This is a genomic window from Sphingomonas sp. DC5200-1, assembly GCF_049897245.1.
Lineage (GTDB): Bacteria > Pseudomonadota > Alphaproteobacteria > Sphingomonadales > Sphingomonadaceae > Sphingomonas > Sphingomonas aquatilis.
On record NZ_JAFCVW010000001.1, the window covers coordinates 336860 to 353267 of the forward strand.

Annotated in this window: 10 protein-coding genes; 7 read left to right on the plus strand and 3 right to left on the minus strand. The window is 67.1% G+C overall.

Annotated features, from left to right (window positions below; translation table 11 throughout):
* Positions 1 to 35: 35 nt before the first annotated feature.
* From glgC to ACP7A3_RS01600, 7 genes are read left to right on the plus strand one after another with little or no spacing between them, the layout of a single operon-like run.
* Positions 36 to 1298, plus strand: a complete 1263-nt coding sequence (gene glgC, locus ACP7A3_RS01570) for a glucose-1-phosphate adenylyltransferase (RefSeq protein WP_426254724.1) — start codon at positions 36 to 38, stop codon at positions 1296 to 1298.
* Complete coding sequence (gene glgA / locus ACP7A3_RS01575) at positions 1295 to 2725, plus strand: glycogen synthase GlgA (protein ID WP_426254725.1); 1431 nt, start codon at positions 1295 to 1297, stop codon at positions 2723 to 2725. The genes glgC and glgA overlap by 4 nt, the downstream gene beginning before the upstream one ends.
* Complete coding sequence (locus ACP7A3_RS01580; protein ID WP_426254726.1) at positions 2722 to 4341, plus strand: alpha-D-glucose phosphate-specific phosphoglucomutase; 1620 nt, start codon at positions 2722 to 2724, stop codon at positions 4339 to 4341. Before glgA ends, ACP7A3_RS01580 begins: the two co-directional genes overlap by 4 nt.
* A complete protein-coding gene (gene glgX / locus ACP7A3_RS01585) occupies positions 4338 to 6107 on the plus strand; it encodes a glycogen debranching protein GlgX (RefSeq protein WP_426254727.1) in 1770 nt (589 codons plus the stop codon). The genes ACP7A3_RS01580 and glgX overlap by 4 nt, the downstream gene beginning before the upstream one ends.
* Positions 6104 to 7645 (plus strand): alpha,alpha-trehalase TreA, encoded by a 1542-nt coding sequence (treA, locus tag ACP7A3_RS01590; RefSeq protein ID WP_426254728.1) that lies wholly within the window; start codon positions 6104 to 6106, stop codon positions 7643 to 7645. Before glgX ends, treA begins: the two co-directional genes overlap by 4 nt.
* Before the next feature lie 16 nt (positions 7646 to 7661).
* Positions 7662 to 8297, plus strand: coding sequence for a TetR/AcrR family transcriptional regulator (locus tag ACP7A3_RS01595; RefSeq protein WP_426254729.1), 636 nt, complete (start codon positions 7662 to 7664; stop codon positions 8295 to 8297).
* The gene (locus ACP7A3_RS01600) at positions 8264 to 9883 is read left to right on the plus strand and encodes a choline dehydrogenase (RefSeq protein ID WP_426254730.1); all 1620 of its coding nucleotides are present in this window, start codon (positions 8264 to 8266) and stop codon (positions 9881 to 9883) included. The genes ACP7A3_RS01595 and ACP7A3_RS01600 overlap by 34 nt, the downstream gene beginning before the upstream one ends.
* 661 nt (positions 9884 to 10544) lie before the next feature.
* Here the strand turns inward: ACP7A3_RS01600 and lpdA are convergent.
* The 3 genes from lpdA to ACP7A3_RS01615 all read right to left on the minus strand — a co-directional run bounded on the left by lpdA (position 10545) and on the right by ACP7A3_RS01615 (position 16306).
* Entirely contained in the window at positions 10545 to 11936 is a 1392-nt protein-coding gene (gene lpdA, locus ACP7A3_RS01605) for a dihydrolipoyl dehydrogenase (RefSeq protein ID WP_294282394.1), read from the minus strand.
* 110 nt (positions 11937 to 12046) lie between these two features.
* The gene (gene odhB / locus ACP7A3_RS01610; protein WP_426254731.1) at positions 12047 to 13282 is read right to left on the minus strand and encodes a 2-oxoglutarate dehydrogenase complex dihydrolipoyllysine-residue succinyltransferase; all 1236 of its coding nucleotides are present in this window, start codon (positions 13280 to 13282) and stop codon (positions 12047 to 12049) included.
* A gap of 48 nt (positions 13283 to 13330) precedes the next feature.
* Positions 13331 to 16306 carry a 2-oxoglutarate dehydrogenase E1 component gene (locus ACP7A3_RS01615; RefSeq protein WP_426254732.1) on the minus strand — a complete coding sequence of 992 codons (2976 nt, stop codon included), beginning with the start codon at positions 16304 to 16306 and terminating at the stop codon, positions 13331 to 13333.
* Between the last annotated feature and the right edge of the window lie 102 nt (positions 16307 to 16408).

Genomic DNA, 16408 nt, shown 5'->3' on the forward strand with positions numbered 1-16408 from the left:
AGGACGGTCGACGGACAGATAATAGGAGGATGCCGGTGGTAGACAGACGAGGACAGCCGCTATCGCGTGATGCGATGGCCTATGTGCTGGCGGGTGGCCGCGGCAGCCGGCTGATGGAACTGACGGACACACGCGCCAAGCCTGCGGTCTATTTCGGCGGCAAGAGCCGGATCATCGATTTCGCGCTGTCGAACGCGATCAATTCGGGCATCCGCCGCATCGGCGTCGCGACCCAGTACAAGGCGCATTCGCTGATCCGCCACTTGCAGCGCGGCTGGAACTTCCTGCGCCCCGAACGCAACGAAAGCTTCGACATCCTGCCCGCCAGCCAGCGGATCAGCGAATTCCAATGGTATGAAGGCACCGCCGACGCGGTCTACCAGAACATCGACATCATCGAGGCTTATGATGTTGAGTACATGGTGATCCTGGCCGGCGATCACATCTACAAGATGGATTACGAAGTGATGCTCCAGCAGCATTGCGACAGTGGCGCCGACGTCACCGTTGCCTGCATGGAGGTGCCACGGATGGAGGCGGTCGCGTTCGGCGTGATGCACGTCGACGAGACCGACCGGATCATCGACTTCGTCGAAAAGCCCGCCGATCCGCCGTCGATCCCGGGCCAGCCAGACATCGCGCTCGCCAGCCTTGGGATCTACGTCTTCCGCACGAAGTTCCTCATCGAGCAGTTGCGCCGTGACGCCGACACACCCGGCTCCGCCCGCGACTTCGGCAAAGACATCATCCCCTACCTCGTCCAGCACGGCAAGGCGCAGGCGCACCGCTTCTCGGCAAGCTGCGTTCGCACCAGCGAGGAACCCGCCGCCTATTGGCGCGACGTCGGCACGGTCGATGCGTATTGGGAGGCGAATATCGACCTCACCGATGTCATCCCGCAGCTCGACGTCTACGATCACGAATGGCCCATCTGGACCTATTCGGAGATCACGCCGCCTGCCAAGTTCGTCCATGATGAAGAGGGCCGGCGCGGGTCGGCCGTGTCCAGCCTGGTGTCGGGCAATTGCATCGTGTCGGGCTCGTCGATCCATCGCAGCCTGCTGTCGACCGGCGTGCGCGCGCACAGCTTTTCGGCCCTCGAGGAAGCTGTCGTGCTGCCCTATTGCCACATCGGCCGTGGCGCGCGCCTGAAGCGCGTGGTGCTCGATCGCGGGGTCGTCATCCCGGACGGGCTCATCGTCGGGGAGGACCCGGAGCTCGACAGCCGCCGCTTCCGCCGGACCGACAAGGGCATCTGCCTGATCACCCAACCGATGATCGACCGCTTGGCACTGTGACCCTGTCGGTTCTCTCGGTCGCGTCCGAAGCCTTCCCGCTGGTGAAGACCGGCGGGCTGGCGGACGTCGTCGGTGCCCTGCCCGACGCGCTCAGCCCGCATGGGATCGCAACGACCACGCTGCTCCCCGGCTACCCCGCGCTCGCCAAGGCGGTGAAGGGTGCGACGGTCGTCCACCGCTGGCCCGATCTGCTCGGCGTCGAGGCGCGGCTGCTGGCCTCGCATATCGGCGAGCATCCGCTGCTGGTGCTCGACGCGCCCGAATTGTTCGCACGGCCCGGCGGCCTCTATGGCCAGACCGACGACTGGCAGCGGTTCGCGGCGTTCGCCTTTGCTGCGGCGGAGATCGCCGCGGGCGTGGTGCCGGGTTATTGCTTCGACCTGCTGCACGCGCACGACTGGCAGGCGGCGATGGCACCCGCCTATCTCCGCTTCCTGCACGCCGATCGCCGCCCGGCGAGCGTAATGACCGTCCACAACATCGCCTTCCAGGGCCAGTTCGGCGCGGAGGTGTTCGCTGACCTCGGCCTGCCCGCGATGGCCTATGCGATCGACGGCGTCGAATATTACGGCGGTGTTGGGTTCCTGAAGGCAGGTCTCGCCGCCGCGGATGCGATTACCACCGTCAGCCCGACCTATGCGGCCGAAATCCGCGAGGGCCGCTTCGGCATGGGCCTGGAAGGCCTGATCGAAGCGCGCCGCGACCGCGTCCACGGCATCGTCAACGGCATCGACCCCGCGGTCTGGAACCCGGAAACCGACGCCGCCCTCCCCAGCCGCTACACCACGCGCGCGCTCGGCCGTCGCAAGGCGAACAAGCACGCGATTGAAAGCCTCTTCGGATTGGAAGCGGGGGACGGCCCCCTGTTTACCGTCATCAGCCGCCTGACGTGGCAGAAGGGCATGGATGTCCTGACGCAATGCCTCGACGAGCTCGTCGCGCTCGGCGGACGGCTGGCGCTGCTGGGATCGGGCGACGCGCATCTGGAGGCGGCATTCTTGGCCGCCGCCGCACGCTATCCCGGCCGGATCGGCGTGCAGATCGGCTATGACGAGCCGCTCTCGCATCTGTTGCAGGGCGGCGCCGACGCCATCCTGATCCCGTCGCGCTTCGAACCGTGCGGGCTGACCCAGCTGTACGGCCTCGCTTATGGCTGCGTGCCGATCGTCGCGCGTACGGGCGGCCTCGCCGACACGGTCATCGATGCCAACGAGGCGGCGCTCGCCGCCGGCGTCGCCACCGGTTTCCAGCATGGCGAAACCGGCTACCACACGCTCGCGCACGCGATCCGCCGCGCGATTGCCGCATATGCCCGACCCGATCTATGGTGCATCCTCCAGCGCAACGGGATGCGCGCCGATTTCTCCTGGGGCCAAAGCGGCCGCCGTTACGCCGACCTCTACAAGACCCTGACAGGACACGCATGATCCGCACCTGCCCGACCCAGCCCTACACCGACCAGAAGCCCGGCACCTCGGGCCTCCGCAAGAAGGTGACGGTGTTCCAGCAGCCCAATTACGCCGAGAATTTCGTCCAGTCGGTGTTCGACGTCATCGATGGCAAGCAGGGCGCGACGCTCGTCATCGGCGGCGACGGCCGTTTCCTCAATCGCGAGGTGATCCAGAAGGCGATCCGCATCGCCGCCGCCAACGGTTTCGGCCGGGCGGTGATCGGCCGCGGCGGCATTCTGTCGACGCCCGCCGCCAGCAACATGATCCGTATCCGCAAGGCGCTGGGCGGCCTCGTTCTGTCGGCAAGCCACAATCCCGGCGGCCCGACCGAGGATTTCGGCATCAAGTACAATATCGCCAACGGCGGCCCCGCGCCCGAAAGCGTCACCGAAGCGCTGTACCAGCGTACCAAGGTTATCGACCGCTGGCTGACCGTCGACGCGGCGGACGTCGATCTCGACACGATCGGCGAAACGCAGGTCGGCGATATGACCGTCGAGATTGTCGATCCGGTCACCGATTATGCCGCCCTGATGGAGCGGCTGTTCGACTTCGCTGCCATTCGTGCCGCGGGCCTGACCATGGCATTTGACGCGATGAGCGCCGTTACCGGCCCCTATGCGACCGAAATCCTCGAAAACCGTCTCGGCTTCGCCAAGGGTACGGTGCGCAACGGCACGCCGCTGGAGGATTTCGGCGGCCATCACCCCGACCCCAATCTCGTTCACGCGCATGCGCTGTACGAGACGATGATGGCCCCCGAAGCGCCCGATTTCGGCGCCGCGTCGGATGGCGACGGTGACCGCAATCTCATCATCGGCCGCGGTCGGTTCGTGACCCCATCCGACAGCCTCGCGATGCTCGCCGCCAATGCGCATCTTGCGCCGGGCTATGCCGCGGGGTTGAAGGGTATCGCCCGATCGATGCCGACCAGCGCCGCCGCCGATCACGTCGCGGCGGCCAAGGGGCTGCCGATCTTCGAAACGCCGACGGGATGGAAGTTTTTCGGCAATCTGCTCGACGCCGGCATGGCGACGATCTGCGGGGAGGAAAGCGCGGGCACCGGGTCCGACCACGTGCGGGAAAAGGATGGCCTGTGGGCGGTCCTGCTGTGGCTCAACATCCTCGCCGTTCGCGGCCAATCGGTCGATGCGATCGCGCGCGATCACTGGGCGACCTACGGCCGCAACTATTACGCCCGCCACGATTATGAAGGCGTGGAGAGCGATCGCGCCGATGCGCTGATGGCCGAGCTGCGCGGCAAGCTCGGCACGCTCGCAGGCAAGCAGGTAGCAGGCCTGCGCGTCGCCGAAGCCGATGATTTCGCCTATACCGATCCCACCGACGGATCGGTCAGCCGCAACCAAGGCGTGCGCATCCTGTTCGACGGTGGCAGCCGTGTCGTCTTCCGCCTGTCGGGCACGGGCACCAGCGGTGCGACATTGCGCGTCTATCTCGAACGCTACGAACCCGCCGACGGCGACCTTGACCGCGATACCGGCGAGATGCTGGCCGATATCGTCGCCGCAGCGGATGCGATCGCCGGGATCGTCCACCATACCGGCCGCACCGAGCCCGACGTCATCACGTGAGCGTGTCGCTCGGCGCGGAAGTCGTGGACGGCGGCACCCGTTTCGCCGTGCGGAGCGCGACCCCAGTCACGCTTTGCTTGTTCGACGATGCGGGCGAGCGACAGCTACCCATGACTGGCGCGGACGGCATCTGGCATGCGGAGGTCGAGGGCGCTGGCGTCGGCACGCACTACGGCTATCGCGCTGCGGCCGACTTGGCGAAACTGCTGGTCGACCCCTATGCGATCCAGCTGGACCGGCCGTTCCACTACGACCCGTGCCTCGGCGAGGCGGGCATCGACACGACTGCGCTAGTCCCGCGCGCCATCGTCACGCCGCCCACTACCGTACCTGTCGCCCCGCCCCTCTTCACCCCCGGCGGCCTGATCTACGAACTCAACGTCCGCGGCTTCACCATGCTGCACCCGGACGTACCGGAGGCGCAGCGGGGCACGATCGCCGCCCTCGCCCATCCGGCGATCATCGCGCATTTCAAGACGTTGAACGTCGCCGCGGTCGAGCTGATGCCGATCGTCGCATGGATCGACGAGCGCCACCTGTCGCCGCTCGGCCTCACCAACAGCTGGGGCTACAACCCGGTCGTCCCGATGGCGATCGACCCGCGGCTCGCCCCCGGCGGCGTCGCCGAACTGGTCGAGACGGTGGCCGCCCTCCGCAGCGCCGGGATCGGCGTGATCCTCGACCTCGTCTTCAACCACACGGGCGAGAGCGACCGCCTCGGCCCGACATTGTCGCTGCGCGGGTTCGATGAGGCGCTCTATGACGCGCACGCACCCGACGGCAGCCTCGTCAACGACACCGGCACGGGCAACACGCTCGATTGCAGCCGGCCGGAGGTTCGCGCGCTGATCCTCGGCAGCCTGCGCCATTTCGCTCGGTGCGGAGTCGACGGCTTCCGGTTCGACCTCGCGACGATACTCGCCCGCGGCCCCGGGTTCGATCCGCATGCGCCGATCTTCGCCGAAATCGCCGCCGACCCGCTGCTCGCCAGCCGCATCATGATCGCCGAGCCGTGGGACATCGGCCCCGGCGGCTATCAGCTCGGCCACTTCCCCGACCATTGGCTGGAGTGGAACGACCGCTATCGCGACGACGTCCGCCGCTTCTGGCGCGGCGACGGCAGCGCAGGCGACCTGGCCACCCGCATCGCAGGATCGGAGGACCTCTTCGGTCCCCGCGACACGCGCACCGTCAACTTCCTCGCGGCGCACGATGGCTTCACGCTCGCCGATCTCGTCAGCTATGCCGAGCGCCACAACCACGCCAATGGCGAGGACAATCGCGATGGCCATGGCGACAATCTGAGCTGGAACAATGGCGTCGAGGGGCCGAGCGACGATCCCATCATCCGCCAGCGCCGCCGTGACGACCTCCGCGCGCTGCTCGCCACGCTGTTCGCCTCGCGCGGCACAATCATGCTGACCGCCGGCGACGAATTCGGCCGCACGCAGCAGGGTAACAACAACGCCTATGCGCAAGACAATGCAATCGGCTGGGTCGACTGGCAGCACCGTGACCGCGATCTCGAGGATTTCGTCGCCGCCCTCACTGCCTTTCGCAGCACCAACTGTCTGAACGCCGTGGCCCCCTACGCCGACGCCGACTGGCGCGCACTCGATGGCGAGGTCATGACGCCAGACCGCTGGCACGACGCGCCCGGTTTCGAACTTCGCCTGGGCGACGGCGACGCCCAGATCGCGCTGCGTATCGATCGCCAGACCCGGCGCGTCTCGCTGAGCCGTAGAACCATCGTGGAGAGCCGATGATGATCCGCCCGCTGCTGCTTGCCCTGACGACGCTGCTCGTCGCCGCCACGCCGCTGTCGCCTGCACAGCGCTTCGGCGAGTTGTTCCGCGCGGTGCAGATGCAGCGCGTCTTCCCCGATTCGAAGACCTTCGCCGACGCCCAGCCGCGCCGCAGCGATGCAGCCATCATGAAGGCCTATCGCCAGTGCGCCTGCAAGGATCGCGCGGCGCTCGAAGCCTTCGTGCAGGCGAACTTCACCCTGCCGATCACGCCGACCGTGCCGCCACCCTCGGCCAAACTCTCGCTCACCGCGCATATCGATGCACTGTGGCCGCAGCTCACGCGCACCTTGCCGAGCGTCGCCCCGGGTTCGTCGGCGCTGCCGTTGCCGAAGCGCTTCGTCGTCCCCGGCGGCCGGTTTCGCGAAATGTATTATTGGGACAGCTGGTTCACGATGCTGGGCCTGCAGGCCTCCAGTAGGCAGGATCTGGTCGAGGACATGATTGTCGACTTCGGCAGCCTGCTCGACCGCTACGGCCGCATTCCCAACGGCACGCGTACCTATTATCTCAGCCGCTCACAGCCGCCCTTCTTCTACCTGATCGCCGGCATGTCGAAGCGCGCCGACACGCTCGCACAGCGCACGCGCTGGCTGCGCGCCGAGCACGATTTCTGGATGCGTGGCGCCGATGGCCTGCGGGCCGGCGAGGCGAGCGCCCGCGTCGTACGCCTTCGCGACGGCAGCCTGCTCAACCGCTATTGGGACGACCGCGACGATCCCCGCGACGAAAGCTATCGCGAGGACGCGCTGCTCGCGCAGGCGAACCCCGGTCGCGACGCCAAGGTCCTTTACCGCGATCTACGCGCGGGCGCCGAGAGCGGCTGGGACTTCAGTTCGCGCTGGCTCGCCGATGGCAAGACGCTGGCGACGATCCGCACGACGCGCGTCGTCCCGGTCGATCTAAACAGCCTGCTCTACGGGCTTGAACGCAGCATCGCGACGAACTGCCGGACGCTGAAGGACGATCCCTGCGCCAGCCGCTACACCGCGGCGGCAGACGCACGCGCGGTGGCGATCAACCGCCATCTGTGGAACGCTGGCGGCTATTATGCCGATTACGACGTGGATGCGGACACGGTCGCGGGCGGGCGCACCGCCGCCATGGCCTTCCCCCTGTTCGTCGGCATCGCGACGCCCGATCGCGCCCAAGCGACCGCCAAGGCGCTGGCCCCGCTGATCGGCGAGGGCGGGCTTCGCACCACGCTGGCGGACACCGGGCAGCAATGGGACGATCCCAACGGCTGGGCGCCCTTGCAATGGGTCGCGATCACGGGGCTCGAACGCTATGGCGAAACCACCCTCGCCCGCCGGATCGCCGCCCATTGGCTGGCCAGCGTGACCCGCGAATATGATGCCAGCGGCAAGCTGCTCGAAAAGTACAACGTTGTGCAGCGCCTGCCCGGCGGCGGCGGCGAATACCCGCTGCAGGACGGGTTCGGCTGGACCAACGGCGTCACTCGGGCGCTCATCGCCAAGGGGTTTACCACAGCGCAATAGCTGCATAACATCGGTTATGGCCACCGCCGCCCCCGACCGGACGCTCCGCGCGACGGACCTTACGCCACGCGATTGGCTGGAGGCGGGGCAGTCGCTTCTGCGGCGGGGCGGCCTGCGGGCGCTGAAGCTGCGTCCGCTCGCTGCGGAGCTGAACGTTTCGACAGGCAGCTTCTATCACCATTTTACCGACTTCGACGCCTATCAGGGCCGGCTGGCGGACTATTTTGCGGGCGAACATCTCGCCAGCATCCTCGACACGATCATGAAGGCGGAGCGAAATCCCGTCGATCGCATCCGCCTGCTCGCCGAGATCGTCCGCCGGCGGGGTCTGTTCCGTCTCTCACTCGCAATGCGCGCCTGGGCCGAAAGCGATCCCCGTGCGCAGGCTGCGGTCGAACGCAACGACGCGCAAGTCCTCGCCTTCCTGTCGCACTGCCTCGAGGCGAACGGCCTCACGCCGCATCAGGCACGCGTGCGCGGCTATGCGTTGATGACGCTGGGGCTCGGCAAGGTCCACGCGCCCGATCTCGATCGGCCGGCATTGATGGAGGAGCTGATCGCGCTCCTCTGCACACCCACGGATGCGACGGTCGACAAGGCCGCGCAGGAGGAGAGAGCATGGCAGACCAAGGCTTCGACTATATCGTCATAGGCGGCGGCTCCGCCGGCTGCGTCATGGCCGCGCGCCTGTCCGAAGACCCCGCGGTCCGCGTGCTGCTGATCGAAGCCGGTGGCCACAACCGGGACCTCCTTGTCCGCATGCCGGCCGGCGTCGGCGAGCTGATCAAGACGAAGAGCAAGCACAATTGGGGCTTCTGGACCGCCCCCGAACCGCACCTCGACAACCGGCGCCTGTGGTGGCCGCGTGGCAAAGGGCTGGGCGGGAGTTCGGCGATCAACGGCATGATCTATTCGCGGGGCCATCCACGCGATTACGATCGCTGGGCGCAATCCGGCCTCTCCGGTTGGGGCTGGGACGACGTCCTCCCCTATTTCCGCAAGCTGGAGGGGCACCATCGCAGCGGACCGCTGCACGGGACCGATGGCCCGCTGCGCGTCTCGGCAGGCGAAAGCGACAGCCCGTTCAACGCCGCCTTCATCGCCGCGGGGCGACAGGCCGGCTATCCGATCACCGACGATTTCAATGGCGCGCATCCCGAAGGCTTCGGCCCCTATGACCTGACCATCGCCAACGGCCGGCGCTGGACCGCGGCGGAGGCGTATCTGTTCCCCGCCTTAGCCCGACCGAACCTGACGATCGCGACGGATGCGCGTACCACGCGTATCGAGGTGCAGGGCGGACGGGCTGTCGCGGTCGACTATGTGGTCGGGCGCGAGGCGCGCCGGGCGACCGCCTCCGGCGAAATCCTGCTGTGCACGGGCGCAGTCCAGTCACCGCAGCTGCTCCAGCTGTCGGGCATCGGCGATCCCGCGCATCTGCGCGGCGTCGGTATCAAGACCCTGCATGAGCTACCCGGTGTCGGGCGCAACCTGCAGGATCATCTCGACGTCATCATGAACTGGCGCAGCCGCGGCCTGCGCACGGTGTTCAGCGAAGTGAAGGGCCTGCGCCAACTCGGCGTCGGCCTCCGCTACGCGCTGACCGGCAAGGGCGTCGGGCGGCAGAACTTTCTCGAAGCCGGCGCCTTCATCCCCTCGCGCGAGGGCCTCGACCACCCGGACATTCAAATCCACGCGGTGCTCGCGATCATGCGCGACCACGGCAAGGTCAAGGCGACCGAAGACGGCTTCTCGCTCCACCTCTGCCAGCTTCGCCCCGAAAGCCGCGGACGTATCGGCTTGGTGTCGGACGACCCATTGGCCGATCCGCTGATCGAGGCGAATTACCTCAGCACGCCCGAAGACCGCCGCGTCCTGCGCGAGGCGGTGACGATCGGTCGCGACGTGGTGGCGCAGGTAGCGCTCGATCCCTATCGCGACGCCGAACTGGCACCTGGGCCGGACGTACGGGGCGATGCCGCGATCGACGCCTGGGTCCGCCAGACGGCCGAGACGATCTATCACCCGATCGGAACCTGCAAGATGGGGGCGGAAGGCGACCGGATGGCGGTGGTAGACGGTCAGCTGCGGGTGCGCGGCATCGCAGGCCTGCGCGTGGTGGACGCGTCGGTGATGCCGAGCCTCGTCAGCGGCAACACCAATGCCCCGACGATCATGATTGCGGAGAAAGCGGCGGATATGATCCGGGGCATCGCAAAAACCCAATTGGCGGCCTGATCGCTTACCCCACTCCCGCGCCACCCCGCTCCCCTCCCGCGCGCATCGCTCACCCCACCCACTCCGTCACCCCGTACTCGTTCCGGGGTCCACTCCGCGGCGAGGGGGACGGCAGGAGGCTCAAACGCGACCCCCGCGGCCCGGTGGACTCCGGACCAAGTCCGGAGTGACGGAGCGTGTTGGGCTCCGCTCCCCGCGCATCGCTTGCCCCAAACACCCCGTCACCCCGGACTCGTTCCGGGGTCCACTCCACGGCGAGGGGGACGGCAGGAGGCTCAAACGCGGCCCCCTCGGCCCGGTGGACTCGGGACCAAGTCGGGAGTGACGGAGCGTGTGGGGCTTCCTTTCCGCGCACGCCGCCACGCCAGCGATTGGCGGTTCAGCGCCGCAAGATCGGCCCGCCCCTCCACGACGTCGCGCCCCAACGCCACCGCCTGCGCCAGCAGCCCGCCATCGATACACCGATACGCCGGCCGTCCGGCGACCGCATCATACCACACCCCGCCGACGACCGCGTCGAGCAAAATCCGCTGGAAGCAATGATCCGCCCGCACCGGCCAGGAACGCGAACGCGCGAGACCCGGTAGGATCCCGCGCGTCAGCTCCAGCCATTCGGCCTCCAGATCGGCGCGGGAACGCTCTGCTCCCCCACCGTCCGGCATCAAATGTGGATCGGCTTGCCCGTCACCGCCATCGCCGCTTCCTTGATCGCCTCGGAATGCGTCGGGTGGGCGTGGCACGTGTAGGCGATGTCCTCGCTGGTCGCGCCGAACTCCATGGCCTGCGCTGCCTGCGCGATCATCGTGCCGGCGACGCTGGCGATCGCCCAGACGCCGACGACGCGATCGGTCTTGGCATCGGCGATGATCTTCACGAAGCCGTCGGGCTCGTGGTTGGTCTTGGCGCGGCTGTTCGCCATCATCGGGAACTTGCCGACCTTGATCTCGCCCTTGGCCTTCGCCGCTTCCTCGGTCAGGCCGACGCCGGCGAACTCGGGCATCGTGTAGACGACGCTCGGGATCACGTCGTGGTTCACGATGCCGGTCAGGCCAGCGATGTTCTCGGCGACCGCAATGCCCTCGTCCTCGGCCTTGTGCGCGAGCATCAGGCCGGGTGCGACGTCGCCGATCGCCCAGATGCCGGCTACGCTGGTCGCGAAGTCGTGGTCGATCTCCACCTGCCCACGCGCGTTGACCGACAAGCCCGCGGCTTCGAGGTTCAGGCCATCGGTGTTCGGCTTGCGACCGATCGCCAGCAGCACGGCATCGGCGGTGATCGTCTCGGCCGCGCCTCCGGCGGCGGGCTCGACGGTCAGGGTCGCGGTGTCGCCCGCCACGGTGACGCCCGTCACCTTGGTGGAAAGCTTGAACTCCATGCCCTGCTTCTTGAAGATCTTCTGCGCTTCCTTGCGCACGTCGCCATCGAAGCCCGGCAGGATCTGATCGAGATATTCGACCACCGTCACCTTCGCACCCAGGCGGCGCCACACGCTACCCAGCTCCAGGCCGATCACGCCGCCGCCGATGACGACCATATGCTCGGGCACCTTCGGCAGCTCGAGCGCGCCGGTGCTGTCGACGACCACCTTCTGATCGACCGTCACGCCCGGCAGCGGCGTGACCGACGATCCCGTCGCGATCACGATGTTCTTGGCGCGCACCGTCTGGCCCGCGACCTCGACGCTGTCCTTGCCGGTGAAGCGCGCATGGCCCTTCAGCCACGTCACCTTGTTCTTCTTGAACAGATATTCGATGCCGCCGGTCAGCTGCTTCACCGCGTCGCGGCGCTGGCCGTGCATGGCGTCCAGGTCCAGCTCGGGCGTGACCTTGATGCCCATTTTGGCCATCGCGCCATTCGCCGCCGCATCGAAATATTCCGACGCGTGCAGCATCGCCTTCGACGGAATGCAGCCGACGTTCAGGCAGGTCCCACCCAGCGTCTCGCGCGCTTCGGCGCAGGCGGTCTTCAAGCCCAGCTGCGCCGCGCGGATCGCCGCGACATAGCCGCCGGGGCCCGCACCGATCACGAGGACGTCATAGTCGTAGTCTGCCATCATTTCCTCCAACCGTCATGCCAGCGGACGCTGGCATCTCGTGCGGCAGGAAGCGATGCTCCCCGCGAAAGACCCCGACCTCCGCCGGGGTGACGTGTCTATATAGATACTTACAGGTCGATCAGAATGCGCGTCGGATCCTCGATCGCATTCTTCAGCGCGACGAGGAAGGTCACCGCCTCGCGGCCGTCGATCAGACGGTGGTCGTAGCTGAGCGCCAGATACATCATCGGGCGCACGACGACCTGACCGTTCACCACCACAGGGCGATCCTCGATCCGGTGGAGGCCCAGCACCGCCGACTGCGGCGGGTTAATGATCGGGGTCGACATCAGCGAGCCGAACACGCCGCCGTTCGAGATGGTGAAGGTGCCGCCCTTCATCTCGTCCATCTTCAGCGTGCCGTCCTTGGCGCGGCGGCCGAAATCGCCGATCGTCTTCTCGATCCCCGCGACCGACAGATCCTGCGCATCGCGGATGACCGGCACGACGAGGCCGTTCGGGGCCGAGACGGCGACCGAGATGTCGGCATAATCGTGATAGACGATCTCATCGCCCTCGATCGAGGCGTTGACCGAAGGGATATCCTTCAGCGCCATCGTCGCGGCCTTCACGAAGAAGCCCATGAAGCCCAGGCGGACGCCGTGCTTCTTCTCGAACAGGTCCTTATACTTGGCGCGCGCTTCGATCACGGCGGTCATGTCGACGTCGTTGAACGTCGTGAGCATCGCGGCGGTGTTCTGCGCTTCCTTCAGGCGCTTGGCGATCGTCTGACGCAGGCGCGTCATCTTGACGCGTTCTTCCTTGCGACCACCCGCCGGGGCGGCAGCCGGAGCAGCAGAAGCGGGCGCCTGCGCGGTCGCGGCCGGCTTAGCAGCGGCTGCAGCGGCCACGTCTTCCTTGGTGATGCGACCGTCCTTGCCGGTGCCGGTGATCGACGCGGGGTCGAGGCCGTATTCCAGCACGGCGCGACGGACCGACGGCGACAGCGCCGCCGGCGAGTCGCTCGATGCCTCAGGCGCCGCAGCCGGTGCCGCAGCGGCCGGAGCAGGCGCAGCCGGGGTGACCGCCGGAGCCGGCGCAGCGGCAGACGCCGCCGCCGCACCACCGCCCGCCTCGATCGTCGCGAGCATCGCGCCGACCTGCACGGTATCGCCGACCTGCACCGCGTGCTGACCCATCACGCCGGCGACCGGCGAGGGCACTTCCACCGACACCTTGTCGGTCTCAAGGCTCGCGATCGGCTCGTCGGCCTTCACGGGGTCGCCGGGCTGCTTCAGCCATTCGCCGACGGTAGCTTCGGTGATCGATTCGCCCAGAACGGGAACGGTGACTTCGGTTGCCATCTCTTGCATCCTTCTCCCCGGGGAGGGGGTCTTCAACGGGGAAAGTGGTTAGCTGCTCGGGGACTGGGTCGGCCGGGCGGTGGTGGTGGAGCCCTCGCTGCGGGTCCGGCGGATCTCCTCGCGCACGTTATGGCCGAGCGCATCGGCGACCAGCGCGCCCTGCTCGGCGGTGTGCCGCTTCATCAGGCCCGTGGCGGGCGACGCCGCCGCGGCGCGACCCGCATAGCGGGCACGCTTCACCGCGCACTGCGCCTGGGCTAGCGATTCCTCGATCAGCGGCTCGACGAAGAACCAGTACCCGTTGTTCTTCGGCTCTTCCTGCGCCCAAACCACGTCCTTGAGGTTCGGCATCCGCGCGATCCGGCGGGCGAGCGCATCGCCAGGGAACGGATAGAGCTGCTCGATCCGCACGATCTGTGTGCCGGTATCGCCCGCCGCGTTACGTGCCTCGATCAGGTCGTAGGCGACCTTGCCCGTACACAGCACCAGCCGCGTCGTATCGGCATCCGCCGCACCATTGGTGTCGGACAAGATGCGCTTGAAGTGGCTGTCGCCCTGGAATTCGGCCGCCGTCGACACCGCCAGCTTGTGGCGGAGCAGCGACTTCGGCGTCATCACGATCAGGGGCTTGCGGAAGTTGCGATGCATCTGCCGGCGCAGCAGGTGGAAGTAGTTGGCCGGCGTGGTGCAGTTCGCAACCTGGATATTGTCCTGCGCGCACAGCTGGAGGAACCGCTCCGGACGCGCCGAACTATGCTCTGGCCCCTGCCCTTCGTAGCCATGCGGCAGCAGCATCACCAGGCCGTTGGCGCGCAGCCACTTGGCTTCACCGCTCGCGATGAACTGGTCGATCATGATCTGCGCGCCGTTGACGAAGTCGCCGAACTGCGCCTCCCACATGACAAGCGTCTTGGGGTCCGCCAGCGCGTAGCCATATTCGAACCCGAGCACGCCATATTCGGAGAGCGGGCTGTCCAGCACCTCGAACCGGCCATGTTCCACCGTCGTCAGCGGCACGTACTTGTGCTCGTCGGTCTGGTCGACCCACACCGCGTGACGCTGGCTGAACGTGCCACGACCCGAGTCCTGACCCGACAGACGCACGCCATAGCCTTCCGACAGCAGCGAACCGAAGGCCAGCGCCTCGCCCGTCGCCCAGTCGAAATTCTCGCCGGTCTTGAACATCTGGCGCTTGGCGTCGAGCACGCGGCCCAGCGTCTTATGGATCTGGATGCCCTCCGGCACCGTCGTCAGCGTACGACCCAGCGCGTCGAACAGCTTCATCTCGATGCCGGTTTCGACGTTGCGCCGTTCAGTGCCACCATCGGTGGGCGCCGACAGGCCGGTCCAGCGACCCGCGAACCAGTCCGCCTTGTTCGGCTTGTAGCTCGCGCCCGCCTCGAACTCGCCTTCCAGCAACGTCGTGAACTGATGGACCTTCTCGTCCATCCACGCCTGGTCGATCACGCCTTCCTGGATCAGGCGCTTGCCGTAGATCTCGCTGACGCCGGGGTGCTGGCGGATCTTGTTGTACATCAGCGGCTGCGTGAAGCCCGGCTCATCGCCCTCGTTATGACCGAAGCGGCGATAGCACCACATGTCGATCACGATGTCGCGGTGGAACTTCTGGCGGAACTCGATCGCCATCTTGGTGGCGAAGGTCACGGCCTCGGGATCGTCGCCGTTGACGTGGAACACCGGCGCCTGGACGCCCTTCGCCACATCCGACGGATAGGGCGAGGAGCGCGCGAACTGCGGGCTGGTGGTGAAGCCCACCTGGTTGTTGATGATGAAGTGGACGCAGCCGCCCGTGTTGTAACCCCGGATGCCGGAGAAGCCGAGGCACTCCCAAACGATGCCCTGGCCCGCGAACGCCGCGTCGCCGTGGATCAGCACGGGCAGCGAGGCGCTGTGTTCCTTGAGGTCGTTGGCGATCGTCTGGATCGCGCGCGTCTTGCCGAGAACGACCGGGTCCGCCGCCTCGAGGTGCGACGGATTGGCGACCAGCGACATATGCACCTTGTGCCCGTCGAACTCACGGTCGGTCGAAGTGCCGAGGTGATACTTCACGTCACCCGAACCGCCGATCTCGTCGGGCTGCGCCGAACCGCCAGCGAATTCGTGGAAGATCACGCGCAGCGGCTTGGCCATGACATTGGCAAGCACGTTCAGTCGGCCGCGGTGCGCCATGCCGTACACGATCTCGCGCACGCCGGCCTGGCCGCCGTACTTGATGACGCTTTCCAGCGCCGGGATCATGCTCTCGCCGCCGTCGAGGCCGAAGCGCTTCGTCCCGACATACTTCTTGCCGAGGAACTTTTCCCACTGCTCGGCCTCGATGACCTTGCTCAGGATCGCGCGCTTGCCGTCGATGCTGAACTCGATCGCCTTGTCCTTGCCCTCCATGCGGTCCTGCAGGAAGCGGCGCTCCTCGACATCGACGATGTGCATGTACTCAAGGCCGACGTTGCCGCAGTAATTGCGGCGCAGCGTGTCGACCAGCTCGCGCACGGTCGCCCATTCGAAACCGAGCGTACCGCCGAGGTAGACCGGGCGATCGATGTCGGCGTCGGTGAAGCCGTGGTATTCGGTGCGCAGATCCTCCGGCATGTCGCGGTGCGACAGGCCGAGCGGATCGAGATTGGCGGCAAGGTGGCCGCGGACTCGATAGGTACGGACCAGCAGCTGCGCGCGGATCGCGTCGCCCGCCGCCTTGATGATGTCCTCCTTGGACGGTGCGGCGCCAGCCGCAGGCGCGGGCTTACCACCGCCCTTCGCGGGCTTGGGCGCGGGCTCCATCTGCGTCGGATCAAGCCCCGCGGTCAGGTCGTCGGTCGTGGTCAGCGGCCAGCGCTTGTTGGTCCAGCTCGGACCGCCGGTGCCGGCCTCCAGGCCCTCAAAGAAGCTGCGCCAGCCCAGATCGACCGACGACTGGTCGGCCTGATACTTGGCATAGAGCGCCTCAATGAACGCCGGGCTGACGCCCGCCGCGATATCGCCGAAATCCTGACCTTCGTAGCCCATGGTCTTCTTCCTAATCCCCTCTCCCACCGGGAGAGGGAGGGGCCCGCCGCTCGTCAGAGCGGTGGGAGGGTGAGGGTCGAGGGGAAGGCAACCGCCCTCACC

What these genes read in the sequence shown, in the direction of transcription:
- treA (WP_426254728.1), top strand. Translation starts at nt 6,104, where the DNA reads ATGATGATCCGCCCGCTGCTGCTTGCCCTGACGACGCTGCTCGTCGCC.
- odhB (WP_426254731.1), bottom strand. Translation starts at nt 13,282, where the DNA reads ATGGCAACCGAAGTCACCGTTCCCGTTCTGGGCGAATCGATCACCGAA.
- ACP7A3_RS01600 (WP_426254730.1), top strand. Translation starts at nt 8,264, where the DNA reads ATGGCAGACCAAGGCTTCGACTATATCGTCATAGGCGGCGGCTCCGCC.
- ACP7A3_RS01580 (WP_426254726.1), top strand. Translation starts at nt 2,722, where the DNA reads ATGATCCGCACCTGCCCGACCCAGCCCTACACCGACCAGAAGCCCGGC.
- ACP7A3_RS01615 (WP_426254732.1), bottom strand. Translation starts at nt 16,306, where the DNA reads ATGGGCTACGAAGGTCAGGATTTCGGCGATATCGCGGCGGGCGTCAGC.
- lpdA (WP_294282394.1), bottom strand. Translation starts at nt 11,936, where the DNA reads ATGGCAGACTACGACTATGACGTCCTCGTGATCGGTGCGGGCCCCGGC.
- ACP7A3_RS01595 (WP_426254729.1), top strand. Translation starts at nt 7,662, where the DNA reads ATGGCCACCGCCGCCCCCGACCGGACGCTCCGCGCGACGGACCTTACG.